Source organism: Crocosphaera watsonii WH 8501, from assembly GCF_000167195.1.
Taxonomy (GTDB): Bacteria; Cyanobacteriota; Cyanobacteriia; order Cyanobacteriales; family Microcystaceae; genus Crocosphaera; species Crocosphaera watsonii.
On the sequence record NZ_AADV02000003.1, the window covers coordinates 15,826 to 32,220 of the forward strand.

Annotated in this window: 16 protein-coding genes and 1 pseudogene; 8 read left to right on the forward strand and 9 right to left on the reverse strand. The window is 36.5% G+C overall.

Going from position 1 to position 16,395, the window contains the following annotated elements:
* Window positions 1–15 precede the first annotated feature (15 nt).
* Window positions 16–2,262 (reverse strand): N-acetylneuraminate synthase family protein, encoded by a 2,247-nt coding sequence (locus tag CWATDRAFT_RS07105; RefSeq protein ID WP_007304366.1) that lies wholly within the window; start codon window positions 2,260–2,262, stop codon window positions 16–18.
* Between the two features lie 82 nt (window positions 2,263–2,344).
* The gene (locus tag CWATDRAFT_RS07110) at window positions 2,345–3,535 is read right to left on the reverse strand and encodes an isochorismate synthase (protein ID WP_007304367.1); all 1,191 of its coding nucleotides are present in this window, start codon (window positions 3,533–3,535) and stop codon (window positions 2,345–2,347) included.
* A 365-nt stretch (window positions 3,536–3,900) separates the two neighbouring features.
* Between CWATDRAFT_RS07110 and menA the strand changes: the two genes are divergently transcribed.
* On the forward strand, window positions 3,901–4,809 hold the full coding sequence (gene menA, locus CWATDRAFT_RS07120) for a 2-carboxy-1,4-naphthoquinone phytyltransferase (RefSeq protein WP_007304368.1): 909 nt from the start codon (window positions 3,901–3,903) through the stop codon (window positions 4,807–4,809).
* On the opposite strand, the gene gshB is transcribed toward menA, so the two are convergent.
* Complete coding sequence (gene gshB, locus CWATDRAFT_RS07125) at window positions 4,793–5,764, reverse strand: glutathione synthase (protein WP_007304369.1); 972 nt, start codon at window positions 5,762–5,764, stop codon at window positions 4,793–4,795. The two genes, menA and gshB, sit on opposite strands and share 17 nt — an antisense overlap.
* Before the next feature lie 57 nt (window positions 5,765–5,821).
* Entirely contained in the window at window positions 5,822–6,094 is a 273-nt protein-coding gene (grxC, locus tag CWATDRAFT_RS07130; RefSeq protein WP_007304370.1) for a glutaredoxin 3, read from the reverse strand.
* A gap of 131 nt (window positions 6,095–6,225) precedes the next feature.
* Between grxC and CWATDRAFT_RS07135 the strand changes: the two are divergent.
* Window positions 6,226–6,531: pseudogene (locus CWATDRAFT_RS07135) on the forward strand (pentapeptide repeat-containing protein); the annotation flags it as partial.
* A 23-nt stretch (window positions 6,532–6,554) separates the two neighbouring features.
* Here CWATDRAFT_RS07135 and CWATDRAFT_RS07140 read toward each other — a convergent pair.
* Window positions 6,555–7,196 (reverse strand): transposase, encoded by a 642-nt coding sequence (locus CWATDRAFT_RS07140; protein WP_007304372.1) that lies wholly within the window; start codon window positions 7,194–7,196, stop codon window positions 6,555–6,557.
* A 64-nt stretch (window positions 7,197–7,260) separates the two neighbouring features.
* Complete coding sequence (locus CWATDRAFT_RS07145; RefSeq protein ID WP_007304373.1) at window positions 7,261–7,842, reverse strand: helix-turn-helix domain-containing protein; 582 nt, start codon at window positions 7,840–7,842, stop codon at window positions 7,261–7,263.
* 4 nt (window positions 7,843–7,846) lie between these two features.
* Between CWATDRAFT_RS07145 and ltrA the strand changes: the two genes are divergently transcribed.
* A complete protein-coding gene (ltrA, locus tag CWATDRAFT_RS07150) occupies window positions 7,847–9,406 on the forward strand; it encodes a group II intron reverse transcriptase/maturase (RefSeq protein ID WP_081450933.1) in 1,560 nt (519 codons plus the stop codon).
* Window positions 9,407–9,520: 114 nt separating this feature from the next.
* Here the strand turns inward: ltrA and CWATDRAFT_RS07155 are convergent.
* A protein-coding gene (locus CWATDRAFT_RS07155) for an IS5-like element ISCwa2 family transposase (protein WP_085961743.1) occupies window positions 9,521–11,048 on the reverse strand; the annotation gives its coding sequence in 2 pieces (ribosomal slippage) (window positions 9,521–9,628 and window positions 9,630–11,048; 1,527 coding nt in all).
* A gap of 141 nt (window positions 11,049–11,189) precedes the next feature.
* Between CWATDRAFT_RS07155 and CWATDRAFT_RS07160 the strand changes: the two genes are divergently transcribed.
* Complete coding sequence (locus CWATDRAFT_RS07160; protein ID WP_007304376.1) at window positions 11,190–11,522, forward strand: hypothetical protein; 333 nt, start codon at window positions 11,190–11,192, stop codon at window positions 11,520–11,522.
* Between the two features lie 13 nt (window positions 11,523–11,535).
* A complete protein-coding gene (locus tag CWATDRAFT_RS07165) occupies window positions 11,536–11,880 on the forward strand; it encodes a hypothetical protein (RefSeq protein ID WP_007304377.1) in 345 nt (114 codons plus the stop codon).
* Window positions 11,881–11,936: 56 nt separating this feature from the next.
* Here the strand turns inward: CWATDRAFT_RS07165 and CWATDRAFT_RS07170 are convergent, their stop codons facing one another.
* Both CWATDRAFT_RS07170 and CWATDRAFT_RS07175 read right to left on the reverse strand, forming a co-directional pair.
* The gene (locus CWATDRAFT_RS07170) at window positions 11,937–12,269 is read right to left on the reverse strand and encodes a hypothetical protein (protein WP_007304378.1); all 333 of its coding nucleotides are present in this window, start codon (window positions 12,267–12,269) and stop codon (window positions 11,937–11,939) included.
* On the reverse strand, window positions 12,262–12,576 hold the full coding sequence (locus tag CWATDRAFT_RS07175) for a hypothetical protein (RefSeq protein WP_157134053.1): 315 nt from the start codon (window positions 12,574–12,576) through the stop codon (window positions 12,262–12,264). Before CWATDRAFT_RS07175 ends, CWATDRAFT_RS07170 begins: the two co-directional genes overlap by 8 nt.
* A gap of 113 nt (window positions 12,577–12,689) precedes the next feature.
* On the opposite strand from CWATDRAFT_RS07175, the gene ileS reads away from it, so the two are divergent.
* From ileS to CWATDRAFT_RS07185, 3 genes are read left to right on the forward strand one after another with little or no spacing between them, the layout of a single operon-like run.
* A complete protein-coding gene (ileS, locus tag CWATDRAFT_RS07180) occupies window positions 12,690–15,569 on the forward strand; it encodes an isoleucine--tRNA ligase (RefSeq protein ID WP_042711307.1) in 2,880 nt (959 codons plus the stop codon).
* Between the two features lie 48 nt (window positions 15,570–15,617).
* Window positions 15,618–15,779 (forward strand): hypothetical protein, encoded by a 162-nt coding sequence (locus CWATDRAFT_RS38335; RefSeq protein ID WP_007304380.1) that lies wholly within the window; start codon window positions 15,618–15,620, stop codon window positions 15,777–15,779.
* Window positions 15,776–16,348: a DUF4276 family protein gene (locus CWATDRAFT_RS07185; RefSeq protein WP_007304381.1), complete on the forward strand. Its 573-nt coding sequence runs from the start codon at window positions 15,776–15,778 to the stop codon at window positions 16,346–16,348. Before CWATDRAFT_RS38335 ends, CWATDRAFT_RS07185 begins: the two co-directional genes overlap by 4 nt.
* The last annotated feature ends 47 nt before the right edge of the window (window positions 16,349–16,395 follow it).

Below are 16,395 nucleotides of genomic sequence, written 5' to 3' on the forward strand. Positions count from 1 at the left end.
CCCTACTATGATGTACTAAAAAAAGATTTCTAAGCGTTCTAATGCAAGCCAAAATCCCTCTCCTTCGTTTTTATGTCCCTGCCAAATTTCAGGTATAAAAGAAGCATTTGGGGCAGTTTTCTTTAAGTCTTCTGCTAAGGCCGGAAAATCAATATCACCGTTTTCTATTTGTAATCCTTCTCCGTCTAATCCTTCTGCATCTGCTATGTGCAAATGTGCTGTATAAAAACCTACTTTTTCAACGAACTCTTTAAACGAAAAATTATGATGATTACAGGCTAATTTTGAATGAGATATATCTAAACAAATTCGATAATTATGCTGAGAACAAAACTCGGCAATATCTTGAGGAGCAACAAAAAGATTATGATATATTTGTCCACCAAAATGCCAGGGAAAAGGTGGCATAGTTTGGGGTATAATTTCAACACCTTCTTGGTCTAATTTGGATAAACTATCTAACAGTAATTCATAATACTTTTGCCGTTGGTTAATGGGTAATGGTTCGTCCAAGGTGAAGCCACCAATATTGGTAACAATTAGGGGGCGTGACGCTTTTTTGAAGTAGGGTTTTAGTTGTCGAGTAATATCGATAACTCGCTGTAATTCTTGGATAGAATGGTTACGATAGTCTTCGTCCAAGGAACATAAATCTAAAACATGATCACCTGCAAATAATTCTGGACTATGGACTACAAAATCAAGGTCATAAGTATTATCAAAATATTGCTTAATATCCTGTTCTAAGTCCTTATAACTGAGATGAAATTCTAACAAATCGGGGTTAGATTTTATCAATAATTTTGTAAAATCATGATAGCGAACTGGTAAGCCCCAAGGACGATTAAATTTATAGTTTTTAGCGGTAATTTGGGCTTCTTCTAAATCACTAGCAAAAAAGAAATCGCCGATTTTCAAAGGTCTTTTAGCTTTCTTCCCAATTAATTCTTTTCTCCGATTAGGTTGTAAACCTTTCCCTGGACTTTTAACCTCGATCATAGCTTCAGTTATAACTTCTCCTGGTTGTAAGTCGCAGTTAATAATTAAACTCTTGGCTAGAGTTTCTCTATTCATTAATTCTCCTTGACTTAACTGCCTTTCTGAAGCAGTTCCCAATGCTTCTTCTACTTGTCTTACTCCCTCCACCATAGACTTAAATTCTTCAGGTAAGAGGCTAACTTTATGGTCATTTCCTTCCATTGATTTATCTAAGGTAAAGTGTTTTTCTATTACTTTTGCTCCCTTAGAAACTGCTGCGATCGCAATATTTATACCCCGTTCATGACCGGAGTATCCCACAGGGCAATCCCCTAATTCTTTTAAGCGGTTAATATAGTTTAGGTTAACATCTTTAAAGGGTGCTGGATAGGTGGAATTACAGTGTAATAAGACATACATTGCCCCTAGTTTCTGTAATAGTTTAACCGATTCACTAATTTCTGCTTCTGTGGACATTCCCGTAGAACAAATTAAGGGTTTTCCAGTCTTTGCTAAGGCTTTCAAGAGTTCATGATTAGTTAAATCAGCCGAAGCAACTTTATAACCAACCATGCCGTAATTTTCGAGAATATTCAAACTATCTAAGTCCCAAGGAGTACATAAAGGTAAAATACCTTTCTGCTTACAATAATCAAAAGCTTGTAACATTTCTTCGTCAGAAAGTTGAAACCGGGACAATAAATCTAGAGTATATTGTGAGCCTAAATCTTCACTAGCATCGTCAGCATTTCCGGCATTATGATATAGAGACTTGAGGCTTCTAAGTTGAAATTTAGCACAATTTGCCCCGGCAGCGATCGCTTGATCAATTAACTTTTTAGCTAAGTCTAAACTACCGTTATGATTGTTACCAATTTCTGCAATAATAAAGGTGGGAGACTCGTTATTAATAATAAAGTCACCAATCTTAATTTCATTGGGACGTTTTCCGGCGATGGCCACTAGGCGATCATTATCATCGAGAAGGGGAATAAACTCAATTTGTTCAGAAAAATAACTATTAATTTTTTCGGGATCTTCTTCAAAAGAAGCGTATTTAAACCGCTTATTACTAATATGGGAAACTGCTTGATTGAGATCGATGGTATTTTGTTCGACTAACCATCGTCGCAAGTCACCATCTGTTAACACACCTTCTAAAACTCCTGACTCGGTGACAGAGAAGATGATGCGACTTTTATTATCACTAATCTTTTTTAAGGCGTTAAGGATACTGTCTTCAGAGAAGACGATATATTTGGAGAGGTTTCTATCGATTAACATAGGTTATAGAGGGTTATATTTTAAAGCTAGTATTAAGCACAACATAAGCATAATATAACATTAACCCTAAAAGTTTTATATTTTAGCAATAAGATAAAGCTTTGAGTAATCCTTGGAATTTTAACTGAATTTCTGCTAATTCTTTGTCTGGTTCCGATCCCTCCACAATTCCGGCTCCTGCGTACAGTCTAGCTTGATTACCCGAAATTAAGGCAGAGCGAATACCAACGATAAACTCACTATTCCCATTGTAATCAATCCAACCCAAAGGGGCAGCATAAAACCCTCTCTCAAAGCTTTCATAGCGTTTAATTTCCTGACAAGTGACTTCTGTAGGGAAACCAGACACAGCAGGAGTGGGATGTAATTCAGCAACCACTTCCAACGGGTGAATATTAGGACTTAACTGTGTGTAAATAGGAGTCCAAAGGTGTTGTATATTAGATAACTTTAACACTTTTAAAGGGGAAATTTGTGGACTTAATCCTAAACTTATTAAACGTTGTACAATAAATTCAATTACAACTTGGTGTTCCCGTCTTTCTTTACTACTTTTTAAAAGGTGTTGGGCTAGATAATAATCTTCTCTTTTGGTGTTTCCCCTGGCAATGGAACCAGCTAAGGCATCGCTTAATAATTGGTTATTTTTTAGGCTTATTAAACGTTCTGGACTAGCCCCAAGAAAACAATTATTTTCGCCATTATTAATAGCAAAAATATAGCAATCGGGATGATTATTTCGTAAATTTCTTAAGCAATTAATAATTGAGATATCATGAAAGCTGCTTAAATCTAAAGCACTAGCCAACACTAACTTTTTAAAGTCATTGGCTTCAATTGATTCTAAGACTGAAGCCACCGATGATTTAAAACCCTGTCCTATTTCGTACTTATTCATTAAGTTAACAGGTATTTTAATGGGCTTATCAAGATTTTGATAGGTTTTAATTTTAGTGATCAATTTAAGATTAGCCATAGTTTGATGGACTAATTTCTTAATATCTGTCTGATAATCTATTAAAAGGTTTAATATTAATATTTGCTTCTCTTTTTGTTTGATAATTTCCAGCTTAGGTAAAAATGCAAAAGCTGAGGGAAAGGGAAATTTTAGTTGATTAGTTTCAGAAAAAAAGGTAAATCCACAAAAAACATGAGGGGAAGAAGTCGATGAATCATCGTGATTAACTTTAGTTAATTTCTGAAAACAATTGTTGACAAATTTTTTTGAATCTCTAAATCTACTCTCTATATTTAGTTGACAAGATTCAGTCATACCATACCCTAATATTGCTTCACGATTAGCCTTATTTTCCCAGTAAAAATAAGTTTCATTCTGAGATAAATCACTATTATTTTCAGAGGTTAAACATTCTAATACAGATAATGTATCAACTTCAGGAATTATCTGATATAAACTAACAATAGTTGATTGATTTTGTCCCCTCCAAAGTTTGCTTGATGAGACAGAAATAGTTGTTCAAGATTATGTTGATTATACCTGAGCTTTGTAGTCTCAGGAATGATTGGCGTAGCAACAGACATCGTAAAGTTATTTATAATTTGTTTCACTTTAGCCCAATATTGATGGTATGTCTTGTATATTATCCATAACTTTGATTGAACCCAACCAGACATCTTATGACCACAACATCAAGTGTACCCCCATCAAAAGGAAAATTGTGGCTTGCTGCCATTAAACCCCCTATGTATAGCGTCGCCGTTATACCAATTACAGTAGGAACTGCAACGGCTTTTGGACAAAACGCAATATTTGACCCCAAAATCTTGGGAATTTTCCTAACCTCAGCTATTTTGATTATTGCTTGGCTAAATATTAGCAATGATGTTTTTGATGCTGACACAGGAATTGATAAAAATAAAGCCCATTCTCTTGTTAATTTAACAGGAAATAAAGCCTTAATGTTATGGTTGGCTAATGGTTTTTTAAGTTTAGGAGTTTTAGGTATTTTGTTAATCGCTTGGTTGCAACAAGATATAACCGTCTTATCCATTATACTACTTTGTTGTGTTTTGGGCTACACCTATCAGGGGCCTCCTTTTCGTTTAGGTTACCAAGGTTTGGGGGAACTTATTTGTTTTTTCACTTTTGGTCCAATGGCGATCGCTGCTGCTTATTATTCTCAAACTCAGGAATTTTCTTGGTCAATTTTAGCCCCAGGAACCCTGATCGGAATTAGCACATCTATTATTCTTTTTTGTTCTCATTTTCATCAAGTTGAAGATGATTTAGCAGCAGGGAAACGTTCTCCTATTGTTCGTTTAGGAACTCAATTAGGCTCTCAAGTCTTAATGGTAACAACCATTTTATTCTTTGCTTTGATTGTCTTATTTTCTTTACTGGGAATCTTTTCTATTTGGACTTTTCTAACATTTTTGAGTATTCCTCTTGCGTATCAATTAGTCAGTCATGTTAACCAAAATCATGCTCAGCCTGATCGAGTTAGTAATTGCAAATTTATTGCAGTTAGACTGCACTTTTTCAGTGGCTTGTTACTAGCTTTAGGCTTAATTATCCCTTCAATCTAACTTTAGATAACCATTGGATGACTTCTTGACCTAAATTTTTGCTATCGAGAAGATCAATTTCTCTTATTCCTGTGGGACTGGTAACATTGACTTCTGTTAAATAACCACCAATGACATCAATACCCACAAAATATAAGCCATTTTCACTCAATTGTGGCCCAACAATTTCACAGATATTATATTCTCTGGGGGTCAACTCTGCTTTTTCAACCCGTCCCCCAACAGCCATATTACCGCGAAATTCTTGACCTGTAGGCACTCGATTAACTGCCCCAATGGGTTTACCATCTAAGAGGATAATTCGTTTATCTCCGTTTTTCGCTTCCGGTAAAAATCGCTGGATCATGACTGGTTCTTGACCTTGATGGGTACTAACTTCAATTATAGAATTAAAGTTTCGATCGCCCGTTTCTAAAAATAAAATTCCTTCTCCTGCTTTTCCTCCCAAGGGTTTAAGCACAGCTTGTTTTTTTTCCTCAACAAACCTACGAATAATATCCTTATCTTGACTAACAACGGTTTCTGGCATAACCGAGTAGAATTGTAAGGTATACATCTTCTCGTTAGCTTCTCGTAGTCCTTGAGGAGAATTAATAACTAGGGTTTTTTCTGGATTAATTAACTCTAAAATATAAGTGGCATAGAGATAACGAATGGTCACTGGGGGGTCTTTCCGCATAAACACAGCGTCCATGTCTTCTAGACACCTTAACTCAGGAGAAGACAACTCATACCATTGAGGGACACTAAGCCATTTTCCCTCTTTTAAAGTAACAGGAACTAACTGAACTTGAGAGAGAATAGCCAAGGCTTTCCCATCAATGACACTGAGTTGATGAACTTCTGTGATCCAAACTTCATGACCTAAAATTTGTGCTGCTTCCATCATAGCCACAGTGCTATCATGGCCAGGATCAAGTTTAGCTATGGGATCGATAATAAAAGCAAGTTTCATATAAGGAATATTGTTCTGTTTATCCCCTTGGAAAGGGAGGCGAGAAACTATTTTTTGTCAAGAGGCGACTGACTGCTCCAACAAGCTATCAAGTTCCCCTGCTAATTCTGTATCATATAACTCGTTACAACCTCCAACATGACCATCGTTGATGAAAATTTGGGGTAAACTCCGTTTTCCGTTGGCTCGTTCAGCCATTATCTCCCTTGCGTCTTCATCCCCATCTATACAGTATTCAGTATAGTTTACCCCTTTTTTGTCTAATAAAGCTTTTGCCCGAATACAAAAGGGACAGGTACTCCAAGTGTAAATTTCAACGTTAGCTGCCATCGTTATCTCAAATGTTAATTGTTATTATAGATTGTACTATTTTCTGAGGGTCTATGTGGCGGTCGAATTTCAAGAAATTCGTCATAATAGAATGCTAAAGCCTGTTGTTGATATAAGTCCATTTAAAAGCCATGATAAAAATCACTTCTATTAGTCTAACTGCCTTGTTCACAACCTTTGGGTTTATTTTACCCGTTAGAGCCGAAAATTTAGCCCATTTAAGCCAATTATTGTCTACAAAACAATGTCAACTTTGTGACTTAACCGGTTCAGGGTTAGTTATGGCGGATCTCAGGGGAGCCTCTTTAATTGGGGCTAATTTAGCCGGAGCTAATCTTTCTCAAGCCAATTTAGCTGGAGCCGATCTCAGGGGGGCGAACTTAACTGGAGCGTCTCTATACGGAGCAAATTTAACTGGTGCTAACTTGAGTAGTGCAGCTTAGCAAAAATAATCCACCAGTCACTTATGATCTTTAAAGCCCTTAAATTTCCAAACGAACGGCTTAGCAAAATGTTGATTAAAGTAATCAATAAAATTGAGAATTTTTTGGGATAGTTCTTCAGTTGAACGGACAGTAATTCTTTTGAGTAAACGCCGGACTAAGATCGAAAACCAACACTCAATTTGATTAAGCCACGATGTATGTTTGGGAATATAAACAAAGCGAATTCGATGAGATTCATCTGATAAAAAATCTGCTCTGCTGTCCATAGATTGCAAAATCCTCTCCTTTCCTTTTCTCCCCAAATCAATAGTAATTCCACAGCTTTCTGCTACTAATTTGACTAAGCTTTCCGATTTATGAGTGTTGAGTTGATCTACAATAAAAATCCATTCTGCTTTTTCATCAATCTTAATCGTTCTCTGGATATGTTCAGAAAAATCTTGTTCTGTTCTTGTCGGTCCAATAGAGGGACTAACAACTTTTCCTCTTGCCACATCCCAGTTCGCAATCAAGCTTAAAGTTCCGTGTCTTTCATATTCAAATTCGATTTTTTCTACTTGTTTAGGCTTGATTCTTTTGTTCGGAAATAATCTCTCAAGAGCTTGAATCCCTGTCATTTCATCTGTACTAATTAAATGAATTCCTTGTTCTAACAAAGTTTTAGCTTCTTGATGAAGTTCACAGATATATTTGACTTGCTTTTTAAATTTTAAGGGATCATCAATTTTGGCATTTAACCAGTAACGAATGAGATGTGGTTGTAATGTCGCTTCTTTTTAAAAAACGCCCCACACTACGGGGGGAAATCTTTTCGACAATTCCTCTTTTTATGGCTTCATCCGCCAACTCTAAAGGTGTCCAATGGCTCACTGGTCTGTCTGATTTTTCACATTCTTCACAAGCGATCGCTACAATCTGGACTACTTGTTCGACCGTAAAGGATTTTGTTGTTCCAGGTCTTGGGCGATCGCTTAAAATTCCTTTGATCAAGACCATTAATGCTTTCTCCGTTACCTGTTGTTCTTCGGCGGCACTCAGTTTTTCTCTCTCCTCAAACCATCGCGATCGCCACTGACGCACTTGTACTCGGTCTAATTCTAATCTTCGACTAATCGAACTATTGCTCTCTCCTGATGCTGCGGCTAAGATTAGCTTGGCTCGTCTAACAAGGCGATAGGGGTTTGTTGTCCCTCTCACTATTTGTTGGAGTACTGTTTTCTGTAGGTTGGAGAGGTTAATTGGCAATGCTTTTATCATGGACATCAACTTCGAGATTCTTCCGTTAGTTTCATTGAAACACATTGTCGTGGCTAGTCACGAAAGTTTCTGTAAAAATCTGGTGGATTACTTTCGCCAAGCTGCACTAGCTTTAAAAGGTTACAAAGCAAAGGCACTCTTCCAGGTTTGGATTCCCAAACCTGGAAGAGAAGAAAAACGTGGTCTGGGAATTCCCACCATGAAAGATAGAGTAATGCAAGCCTTGGTTAAATCAGCCTTAGAGCCATATTGGGAAGCCCAATTTGGGGGAACATCTTACGGTTTTCGTCCAGGCAGAAGCGCACAAGACGCTATACAAAGGATATACACGGTAATCAATTCAAAAGCCAAATATGCTCTAGATGCCGATATATCCAAATGTTTTGATAAGATTAACCATGACCACCTACTGTCCAAATTAGATTGTCCTAATAACGTCAAAATAGTCATTAAACAATGGCTAAAATGCGGTGTTATGGACAAGGGTATATTTGAGGAAACCGATTCAGGAACTCCCCAAGGCGGTGTAATAAGCCCTTTATTGGCTAATATTGCACTACACGGATTGATTAATGATATAAGAAACCAATTTCCTGCAAATAAAAAGAGGAAAGATGGTAGCTACAAAACAGGATACCAACCTGCAATCATCCGTTATGCCGATGATTTCGTAGTTCTCCATGAGGACTACGACGTTATTCTAAAATGTAAAAATCTAATTGCACAATGGTTGAAACAAGTCGGACTGGAACTAAAACCAGAAAAGACTTCCATCAGACATACTCTAAAAAGTATTGAACACGACGGAAAAACCATTGACCCTGGTTTCGATTTTCTTGGATTCAACATAAAGTCCTACCCCGTAGGGAAATACCACTCTGGGAAAACACCCCATCGTGAGATACTTGGATTCAAAACTATAATCAAACCAAGCAAAAAGAAAATACTAGCTCACCATGAGGCGATCAAAAAGGTCATAAATGCCAACAAGAATGCCCCACAAGCAGCATTAATTGCAAAATTAAACCCCATAATAAGAGGATGGTGTAATTATTACCGAACTGTATGCAGTAAGGAAACGTTCGACACCGAAGACCACATATTATGGAATATGCTGAGAGCCTGGACAGTCAGCAGGAAAAAGAATAAGACCCCACTGATTGAAGCCCTCAGAAAATATTTCTCATACGGAAGACGCGGAAAATGGACATTTCAAACAAATGGAATGGTCCTTTACTACCACGCCGAAACGGAAATAAAAAGACATCAATTGGTTAGGGCCGAAGTCTCACCATATGACGGAAACTGGACATACTGGAGCAAAAGACGGGGAATATACACTGGAACACCAATGAGAGTGTCAAAACTCTTAAAGAAACAAAAAGGTATCTGCCCTATCTGCAAGCAACACTTTACACCCGATGACTTGATAGAAGTTGACCACATAATCCCAAAATCGAAAGGTGGAAAGGACAGGTACGACAATCTACAAGCTCTACATCGTCACTGTCATGATGCTAAAAGCAAAAATGACTATCTCTATGATTGGTTAGATAATGGCTATGAATGGAAAGACGACGTTTTAACAGTACCCACGACAAGGGACTAATTGCCGAGAGCCGTGTGAGGTGAAAGTCTCACGCACGGTTCGGAATGGGAGTCGTGGTAGGTGACTACCACTTCGACCCCTAATTAGGGTTTGCTGAAAAAGTTTCTCCAAAATTTATGCCACTTTTGACCAAGAATTTTCTGACAAATCAATAAGTTTTAGTACATAAAAATTGTTTAAAGTATAATCAAAATTAATGAAAGGCGGTTTGATGAGTTCCCCCTGTTCTATTATTAGTAAATAAGGACAAAAAAAGCGACAAAAACTGCCTCAGAAGTTTAGAAAGATTGACAACTAAAAATGTAATAGCAATAGATGTAATGGAGGTTTCAGGGAGTTTTGTCATCACGAGATTTAGGCTAAATATTCGTTTAGCTTGTCCAAACTTTCCCTCAATAGCATTACGGAAGCATTCATCGGAGTGGGCTTTTTTCTTTTCTTCTTCACTGACATTTTTCGGAGGTCTTCCTAACTTCGGACCACTGATTCTTATACCTCTTTCCTTACACCAATTTCTGTTTTCCCTAGTTCGATAAATTTTATCTACATGGACGGATTCGGGATAATAGCCAAACGTTTCTTTATACTTTTCTACTTGTTCTTTTAAATGACAAGATTCATTGAAGTTTTCCCAACTTATTTTGTCTAGAAACACATAGTTATCTACACAGCTTACTGAGAGTTTAGCTCCAAACTCTATTGGTTTTCCTGCTTTTCCCCTCACTATTGGACGAATATGCCGTTGAGTTAAACTTACAATTCTTTGAGGAACACTCTGGGTCTTATTCTCCCACATTGACTGTTGTTGTTCATAAACTTTTTTGATAGTCTCTAGACAATTTTTCTGTCTTTTACTCAGATTTTCCTGGGAAGCCCCAGCTTGAATTAAGTCTTCTATATTTCCTAAATTTTTCTTAAGGTATTTTAACTGTTTCCCGATAGCTTTTCTTCTTTCTTGATAAGATACTTTTCGTTTTTTAGCTACTTTTAAGTATTCCTTTCTAGCAATTATTCTAGAAGTTCTCGGCTTTTTTCTCAATTTTACTCTTAATGGTTTATAAAGATTATCTATTATTCTTTCTGTCTCAATTCTGGCTTGATTTAATATGCCTAAATCCGTTGGGTATTTGATGTCTGCTGGCGCACAAGTCGCATCTAAAATTAGTTTACCTTTATTTTTTATTTTTTCTCCTTTTTCTTGGAGACAATCCTTTTTTTTTACTTCTTTATCACTCTTGTCTATTTCTCTTTTTACTATTTTTTTATTGATTTTGTTTATCAATTCTCCATCAATTCTTTTCCTAAAATGAACTAGCATTGAAGATTCCAGTGGTGGCTCTTGTTGATAACAATTTAAACCTATAAAGTATTGTAGATAGGGATTTTCTTTAATCTGTTCTATAGTTTCTCTATCACTTGTTCCTAATTTTCCCTTAATAATTAATGTCCCTAATGCCATTCTAAATAGTTTGGCTGGCGCACCTTTTTCTGCTGAAAAAAGTTTAGCATATTCTTCCTCAAAATCATCCCAAGGTATCAACTCTGCCATGATTACCCAACGATTATTGGGGGACAATTTGCCCTCGAAAGGTAATTCAAATTTTTCTGGGGGCGGTAAAGGTTGCTCCTCTTTTCGATACATTTGTTCTTGACCAACAACTGGGAGGTGTTTCTACCAATTATAGCGGTTTGTAGCAGACAAAGCTGATCTTTTTTGCGATCGCGAATATGGGTGTAACCTTTTAAAGAATAGGGTTTTGCTTTTATTCAGCAAACCCTAATTATGCTACCTAAGTCTATCTTAGGGATTTCAGTATTATGGATACTATTTCCCTTACCAGTTCGAGCATTTCCTAGTGATTCTCAGATCACTCAAGCTGCTCAGAGAATATGTAATACTCCGAGAAACTCTTCTGAAAGTCTTGAAAGTATTTTCCTACGTTCGAGGGGAAGATGGTTGTATGATCAAACCCTTAGCCTTGAAGAGGCTAGAAATGAAGATAAACAAAATCATTTATATGATTTAGTTGTTCAAAAAGCTTATGATACTTGTCCTGTGAGAGTTTATGAAATTGCCAATAACTATCAATTTGGTATCCCTGAGAACAATAAATAAGGAGCTAAGTTACATGAGTTTCCGTTTACCTATTTCGTTAACCCTATTAACAGTCTTATCTTTACCTGCTCAAGCAGTACCTACATCCTCTCAAATTAAGTATATAGCTCAAAGAATCTGTCAACTTCCAGAACCAGAAATTTCCCAAACTGAAGGAACGACAGAATCTTATCAAGATCCTCAAGCGACAGCAATTTATCATCAAGAAATGGGAAAATTATTGGACAATGGAAATTTATTGCCCATTGACTTTGTCAATGATGATTTCATGGAACCCATACAAAATAGATTAATACAAGAAATTTATGCACAATGTCAGAGAAAGATGACATGGATTGATAATTCAGATTCAGAATAAGTTAGATTATATAGCGTTTCTTAGACTCAGAAGTATGAGAAGTGCTATATAAACTTTTAATCTTCTGATGATTTATTTTGAGGGAAAATTTTAACTGTAAATATGAAGATATCTCTTAGTGCAAAATAAATGATAATTATAGTTTGTAAGAATACACAAAACTGTAAAACAGAATCTAGTCTCCATCCTTGGAAAAATAAAATTATCCCACTTAATCCCAATAATAGACAACTGGAAACCCCTTGAATGATAAATAAAGTCCCTGCTTTAGAACCTATTTTTTCTTCTTGAGTTGAAGAAAGTACGATATAAACAAATAAGAGTCCCCCAGCAAGAAAAATATCAATTATTCCTAATAATATTGCAAAGTTAAAGGTATAATTAACCATGTTTTTTTGAATTACTCATTATTTGAAATAGCATCTTATCCTTACCAACAACATAGATTAATAAAGTAAATTGCAGAAAAAAAGCAAACTGCAAAATAGGATCTAATCGCCATCCAAAACCCAATAAAATCAACCCTATTACAATCAAAAAACTAGGCAAAGCTAAGGATTGAATATGATATAAACTTGGGTTTAAAAATTGCCGAAATAAGGATTTCCAGATAGTACGTGCAACAACAATATAGATAATCCCTAAAATAACATAGCTTAATCCGAGTAGTGAAGCCATATTTAGTCCGAAATTCAACCAATCTTTATTGTATCTAGACTTTTTGTCTTGATTTTATTTCAAGCAATAAATCTTAATCCTTGTAATATGATAATAAGAAGTAACCAATACAATAACTTCTAATTACTACTGTGACAGAACCCAAAAGCTACAAAGATACGGTAAATTTACCCAAGACTGATTTTAGTATGCGGGCCAATGCTGTAAAGCGGGAACCCGAATTACAGAAATTCTGGGCGGATAATCAAATTTATGAGAAATTATCCCAAGAAAACCCAGAAGAGGTGTTTGTACTCCACGATGGTCCACCCTACGCTAATGGTTCCCTACACATGGGCCACGCTTTAAATAAAACCCTCAAAGATATTATTAATAAATATAAACTAATGCGAGGTCATAAAGTTCGTTATGTTCCTGGTTGGGACTGTCATGGACTCCCCATCGAACTCAAAGTATTACAAAGTATGAAGTCAAAAGAGAGGCAAGGTTTAACCCCTCTCAAACTACGCCGTAAAGCCAGTGATTTTGCCCTTAAAACCCAACAAGAACAGGCCAAAGCTTTCAAAAGGTTCGGCGTGTGGGGAAACTGGGAACACCCCTATTTAACCCTAACTCCTGAATACGAAGCAGCGCAAATCGGAGTATTTGGGGAAATGGCCTTAAAAGGGTACATTTATCGGGGACTGAAACCGGTTCATTGGAGTCCCAGTTCCCAAACTGCCTTAGCTGAGGCAGAGTTAGAGTATCCTGAAGGTCATACTTCCAGAAGTATTTTTGCGGCTTTTCCTATCATTAAAGTGTCAAAAGATTTAGAAGAAACTTTAAAACCATTCTTAAATAATTTGGGGGTTGCTATTTGGACAACAACCCCTTGGACTCTACCAGGAAACTTAGCTGTTGCCCTTAATCCTGATCTCAATTATGCTGTGGTAGAACAGAATTCTGATGCTTGTAAATATCAGTATCTGATTGTGGCTGCTGATTTGGTGGAAAGATTATCAACTACTTTTGAAACAGAGTTAACGGTAAAAGCAACTCTTCCAGGAAAAGCTTTAGAACATACTATTTATCGTCATCCTTTATACGATAGAGAAAGTGAAATTCTTATCGGTGGTGATTATGTTACTACTGAGTCTGGTACTGGTTTAGTTCATACTGCACCGGGACATGGACAAGAAGATTATCTGGTGGGACAAAGGTATGGTTTAGGGGTTTTGTCTCCTGTGGATGCTAAAGGTAATTTTACAGAAGAGGCTGGACAGTTTGCAGGTTTAAATGTTCTTAAAGATGCTAATGAAGTCATTATTAATGAGTTACAAGAAAAAGGTTCATTATTGAAAGAAGAAGCTTATCAACACAAATATCCCTATGATTGGCGAACAAAAAAACCGACTATTTTTCGGGCAACTGAACAATGGTTTGCCTCTGTGGAAGGATTTAGAGATGCTGCTTTAACAGCGATTAAAACAGTTAATTGGGTTCCCTCTCAAGGAGAAAATCGTATTACCTCTATGGTAGGCGATCGCTCAGATTGGTGTATCTCTCGTCAACGGAGTTGGGGTTTACCTATTCCTGTTTTTTACAACCAAGAAACTAATGAACCTTTACTAACAGAAGAAACTATCAAATATATTCAAAAAATTTTTGCTGAGAAGGGTTCAGACGCTTGGTGGGAGATGTCTATAGAGGAATTATTACCAGAGCAATACAAAGCAGATGCCGACAAATATCGCAAAGGAACTGATACAATGGATGTCTGGTTTGATTCTGGATCTTCTTGGGCTTCGGTTGCAAAACAAAGAGAAGAATTAAAGTATCCTGTTGACATTTATTTAGAAGGAAGTGATCAACATCGGGGTTGGTTTCAGTCTAGTTTGTTAACCAGTGTCGCAGTAAATGGGATTGCACCTTATAAGACAGTATTGACTCATGGTTTTGTATTAGATGAAAAAGGATACAAGATGAGTAAATCATTGGGAAATATTGTTGATCCTAATGTGATTATCAATGGAGGTAATAATCACAAACAAGAACCACCCTATGGGGCAGACTTAGTCAGACTTTGGGTGTCATCGGTGGATTATTCTTCAGATATTCGGATCGGTAAAACTATCCTAAAACAGTTATTTGATATCTATCGCAAGATTCGTAATACTGCCAGGTTTTTATTGGGTAATTTACACGACTTTGATCCCAAGCAACATACTGTTAGTTATGAAGAATTACCGGAATTAGATCGTTATATGTTGCATCGCATCACCGAAGTTTTTACAGAAGTAACCGATGCGTTTGATACCTATCAATTCTTCCGTTTCTTCCAAACTGTACAAAATTTCTGTGTGGTAGATTTATCTAATTTCTATCTGGATATTGCCAAAGATAGACTTTATATTTCTCATCTTGAGTCCATCCGTCGTCGTAGTTGTCAAACTGTACTAGCAGTGGCAATTGAAAATTTAGCTAAAGCGATCGCCCCTGTTTTATGTCACATGGCCGAAGATATTTGGCAATTTTTACCCTACGAAACCCCCTATAAATCGGTTTTTGAGGCGGGATGGTTGAAAACATCAAAACAGTGGGAAAATCCAGAATTAGGGGCTTCCTGGACGAAAATAAGGGAAATCAGGAATGAAGTGAACAATGCCCTAGAATTAGCCAGAAAAGAGAAGGCGATCGGTTCATCTTTAGACGCAAAAGTTTTACTTTATATCCCCGAGCAAGAATTAAGACAAAAACTAGAAAAATTCAATCCTGCTGATAGTTTAAGTGGAAACAAGGTGGATGAATTACGTTATTTTGTCTTAGCGTCCCAAGTAGAGTTAGTGGATAGTTTAGATAGCATTAAACAAGCAGACTATCAAAGCGAGTCAGAGTTAGTTTCTGTGGGGGTTATTAAAGCAGAAGGAGAGAAATGCGATCGCTGTTGGAACTATTCTACAAAAGTAGGAGAATTTAAAGATGATCCTACTATTTGCGAACGGTGTAATGATGCTTTAGTTGGTGAATTTTAGTCAGGTTTCAAGGTGCGTTAATATTGTCTTAGCGCACCTTTTTATTCTATGAGTGGAATTAACCGTCAACTAATCTTAGAAAAACACGAAGGAATTACTAAAGTTTATCGTGCTTCTGAACAAGAATTACTCAAAAATTTATGTCAAGAGGGAGACTTACCTGGATATTTATGGAAACAGGGACTTTTTGGAGGTGTTGATCCAAAATGAACCAAGACTATGACTTAGTATTTTTATTGGAAGAACGTTCCATGAAAGAACTATTAGAGGTTTTATTACCGAGAATTATACCGGAAACCGTTACCTTTAAGTGTATCCATCATGAAGGTAAGCAAGACTTAGAAAAGTCGATCCCCAGAAAACTAAAAGCTTGGAAAACAGCAGGTAGATTTGTTATTATTCGGGATCAAGACTCAGGAGACTGTGTAGAAATAAAAAATAACCTAAAAAATTTATCTAATAAGTCTGGACGATCTGATACTTTAATTGGAATTGTTTGTCATGAACTAGAATCATGGTTTTTAGGAGACTTAGCTGCTGTTGAAAAAGCATTTGAGCTAAAAACAGGAAAATTGAGTAAAAAACAAAATAATAAAAAATATACAAATCCTGATCAACTTAACTCAGCAAAACAAGAACTAAAAAAACTTGTCCATAGTTACCAACCCATCAGTGGTTCTCGCAAAATTGGGGAATATTTAGAAGTTAAAAACTTAGATAAAAATAAATCTTACAGCTTCAAAATGTTTATCAAAGGATTACAAAAAATCATAGATTAAATATAAAATCCCAATACTCCCCTGTTACTGAGCGAAGTAGAAGTACA

Coding starts and splice junctions, on each gene's coding strand:
- CWATDRAFT_RS07105 (WP_007304366.1), bottom strand. CDS start 2,262: ATGTTAATCGATAGAAACCTCTCCAAATATATCGTCTTCTCTGAAGAC.
- CWATDRAFT_RS07110 (WP_007304367.1), bottom strand. CDS start 3,535: ATGACTGAATCTTGTCAACTAAATATAGAGAGTAGATTTAGAGATTCA.
- menA (WP_007304368.1), top strand. CDS start 3,901: ATGACCACAACATCAAGTGTACCCCCATCAAAAGGAAAATTGTGGCTT.
- gshB (WP_007304369.1), bottom strand. CDS start 5,764: ATGAAACTTGCTTTTATTATCGATCCCATAGCTAAACTTGATCCTGGC.
- grxC (WP_007304370.1), bottom strand. CDS start 6,094: ATGGCAGCTAACGTTGAAATTTACACTTGGAGTACCTGTCCCTTTTGT.
- CWATDRAFT_RS07145 (WP_007304373.1), bottom strand. CDS start 7,842: ATGTGTTTCAATGAAACTAACGGAAGAATCTCGAAGTTGATGTCCATG.
- CWATDRAFT_RS07160 (WP_007304376.1), top strand. CDS start 11,190: ATGCTACCTAAGTCTATCTTAGGGATTTCAGTATTATGGATACTATTT.
- CWATDRAFT_RS07165 (WP_007304377.1), top strand. CDS start 11,536: ATGAGTTTCCGTTTACCTATTTCGTTAACCCTATTAACAGTCTTATCT.
- CWATDRAFT_RS07170 (WP_007304378.1), bottom strand. CDS start 12,269: ATGGTTAATTATACCTTTAACTTTGCAATATTATTAGGAATAATTGAT.
- CWATDRAFT_RS38335 (WP_007304380.1), top strand. CDS start 15,618: ATGAGTGGAATTAACCGTCAACTAATCTTAGAAAAACACGAAGGAATT.
- CWATDRAFT_RS07185 (WP_007304381.1), top strand. CDS start 15,776: ATGAACCAAGACTATGACTTAGTATTTTTATTGGAAGAACGTTCCATG.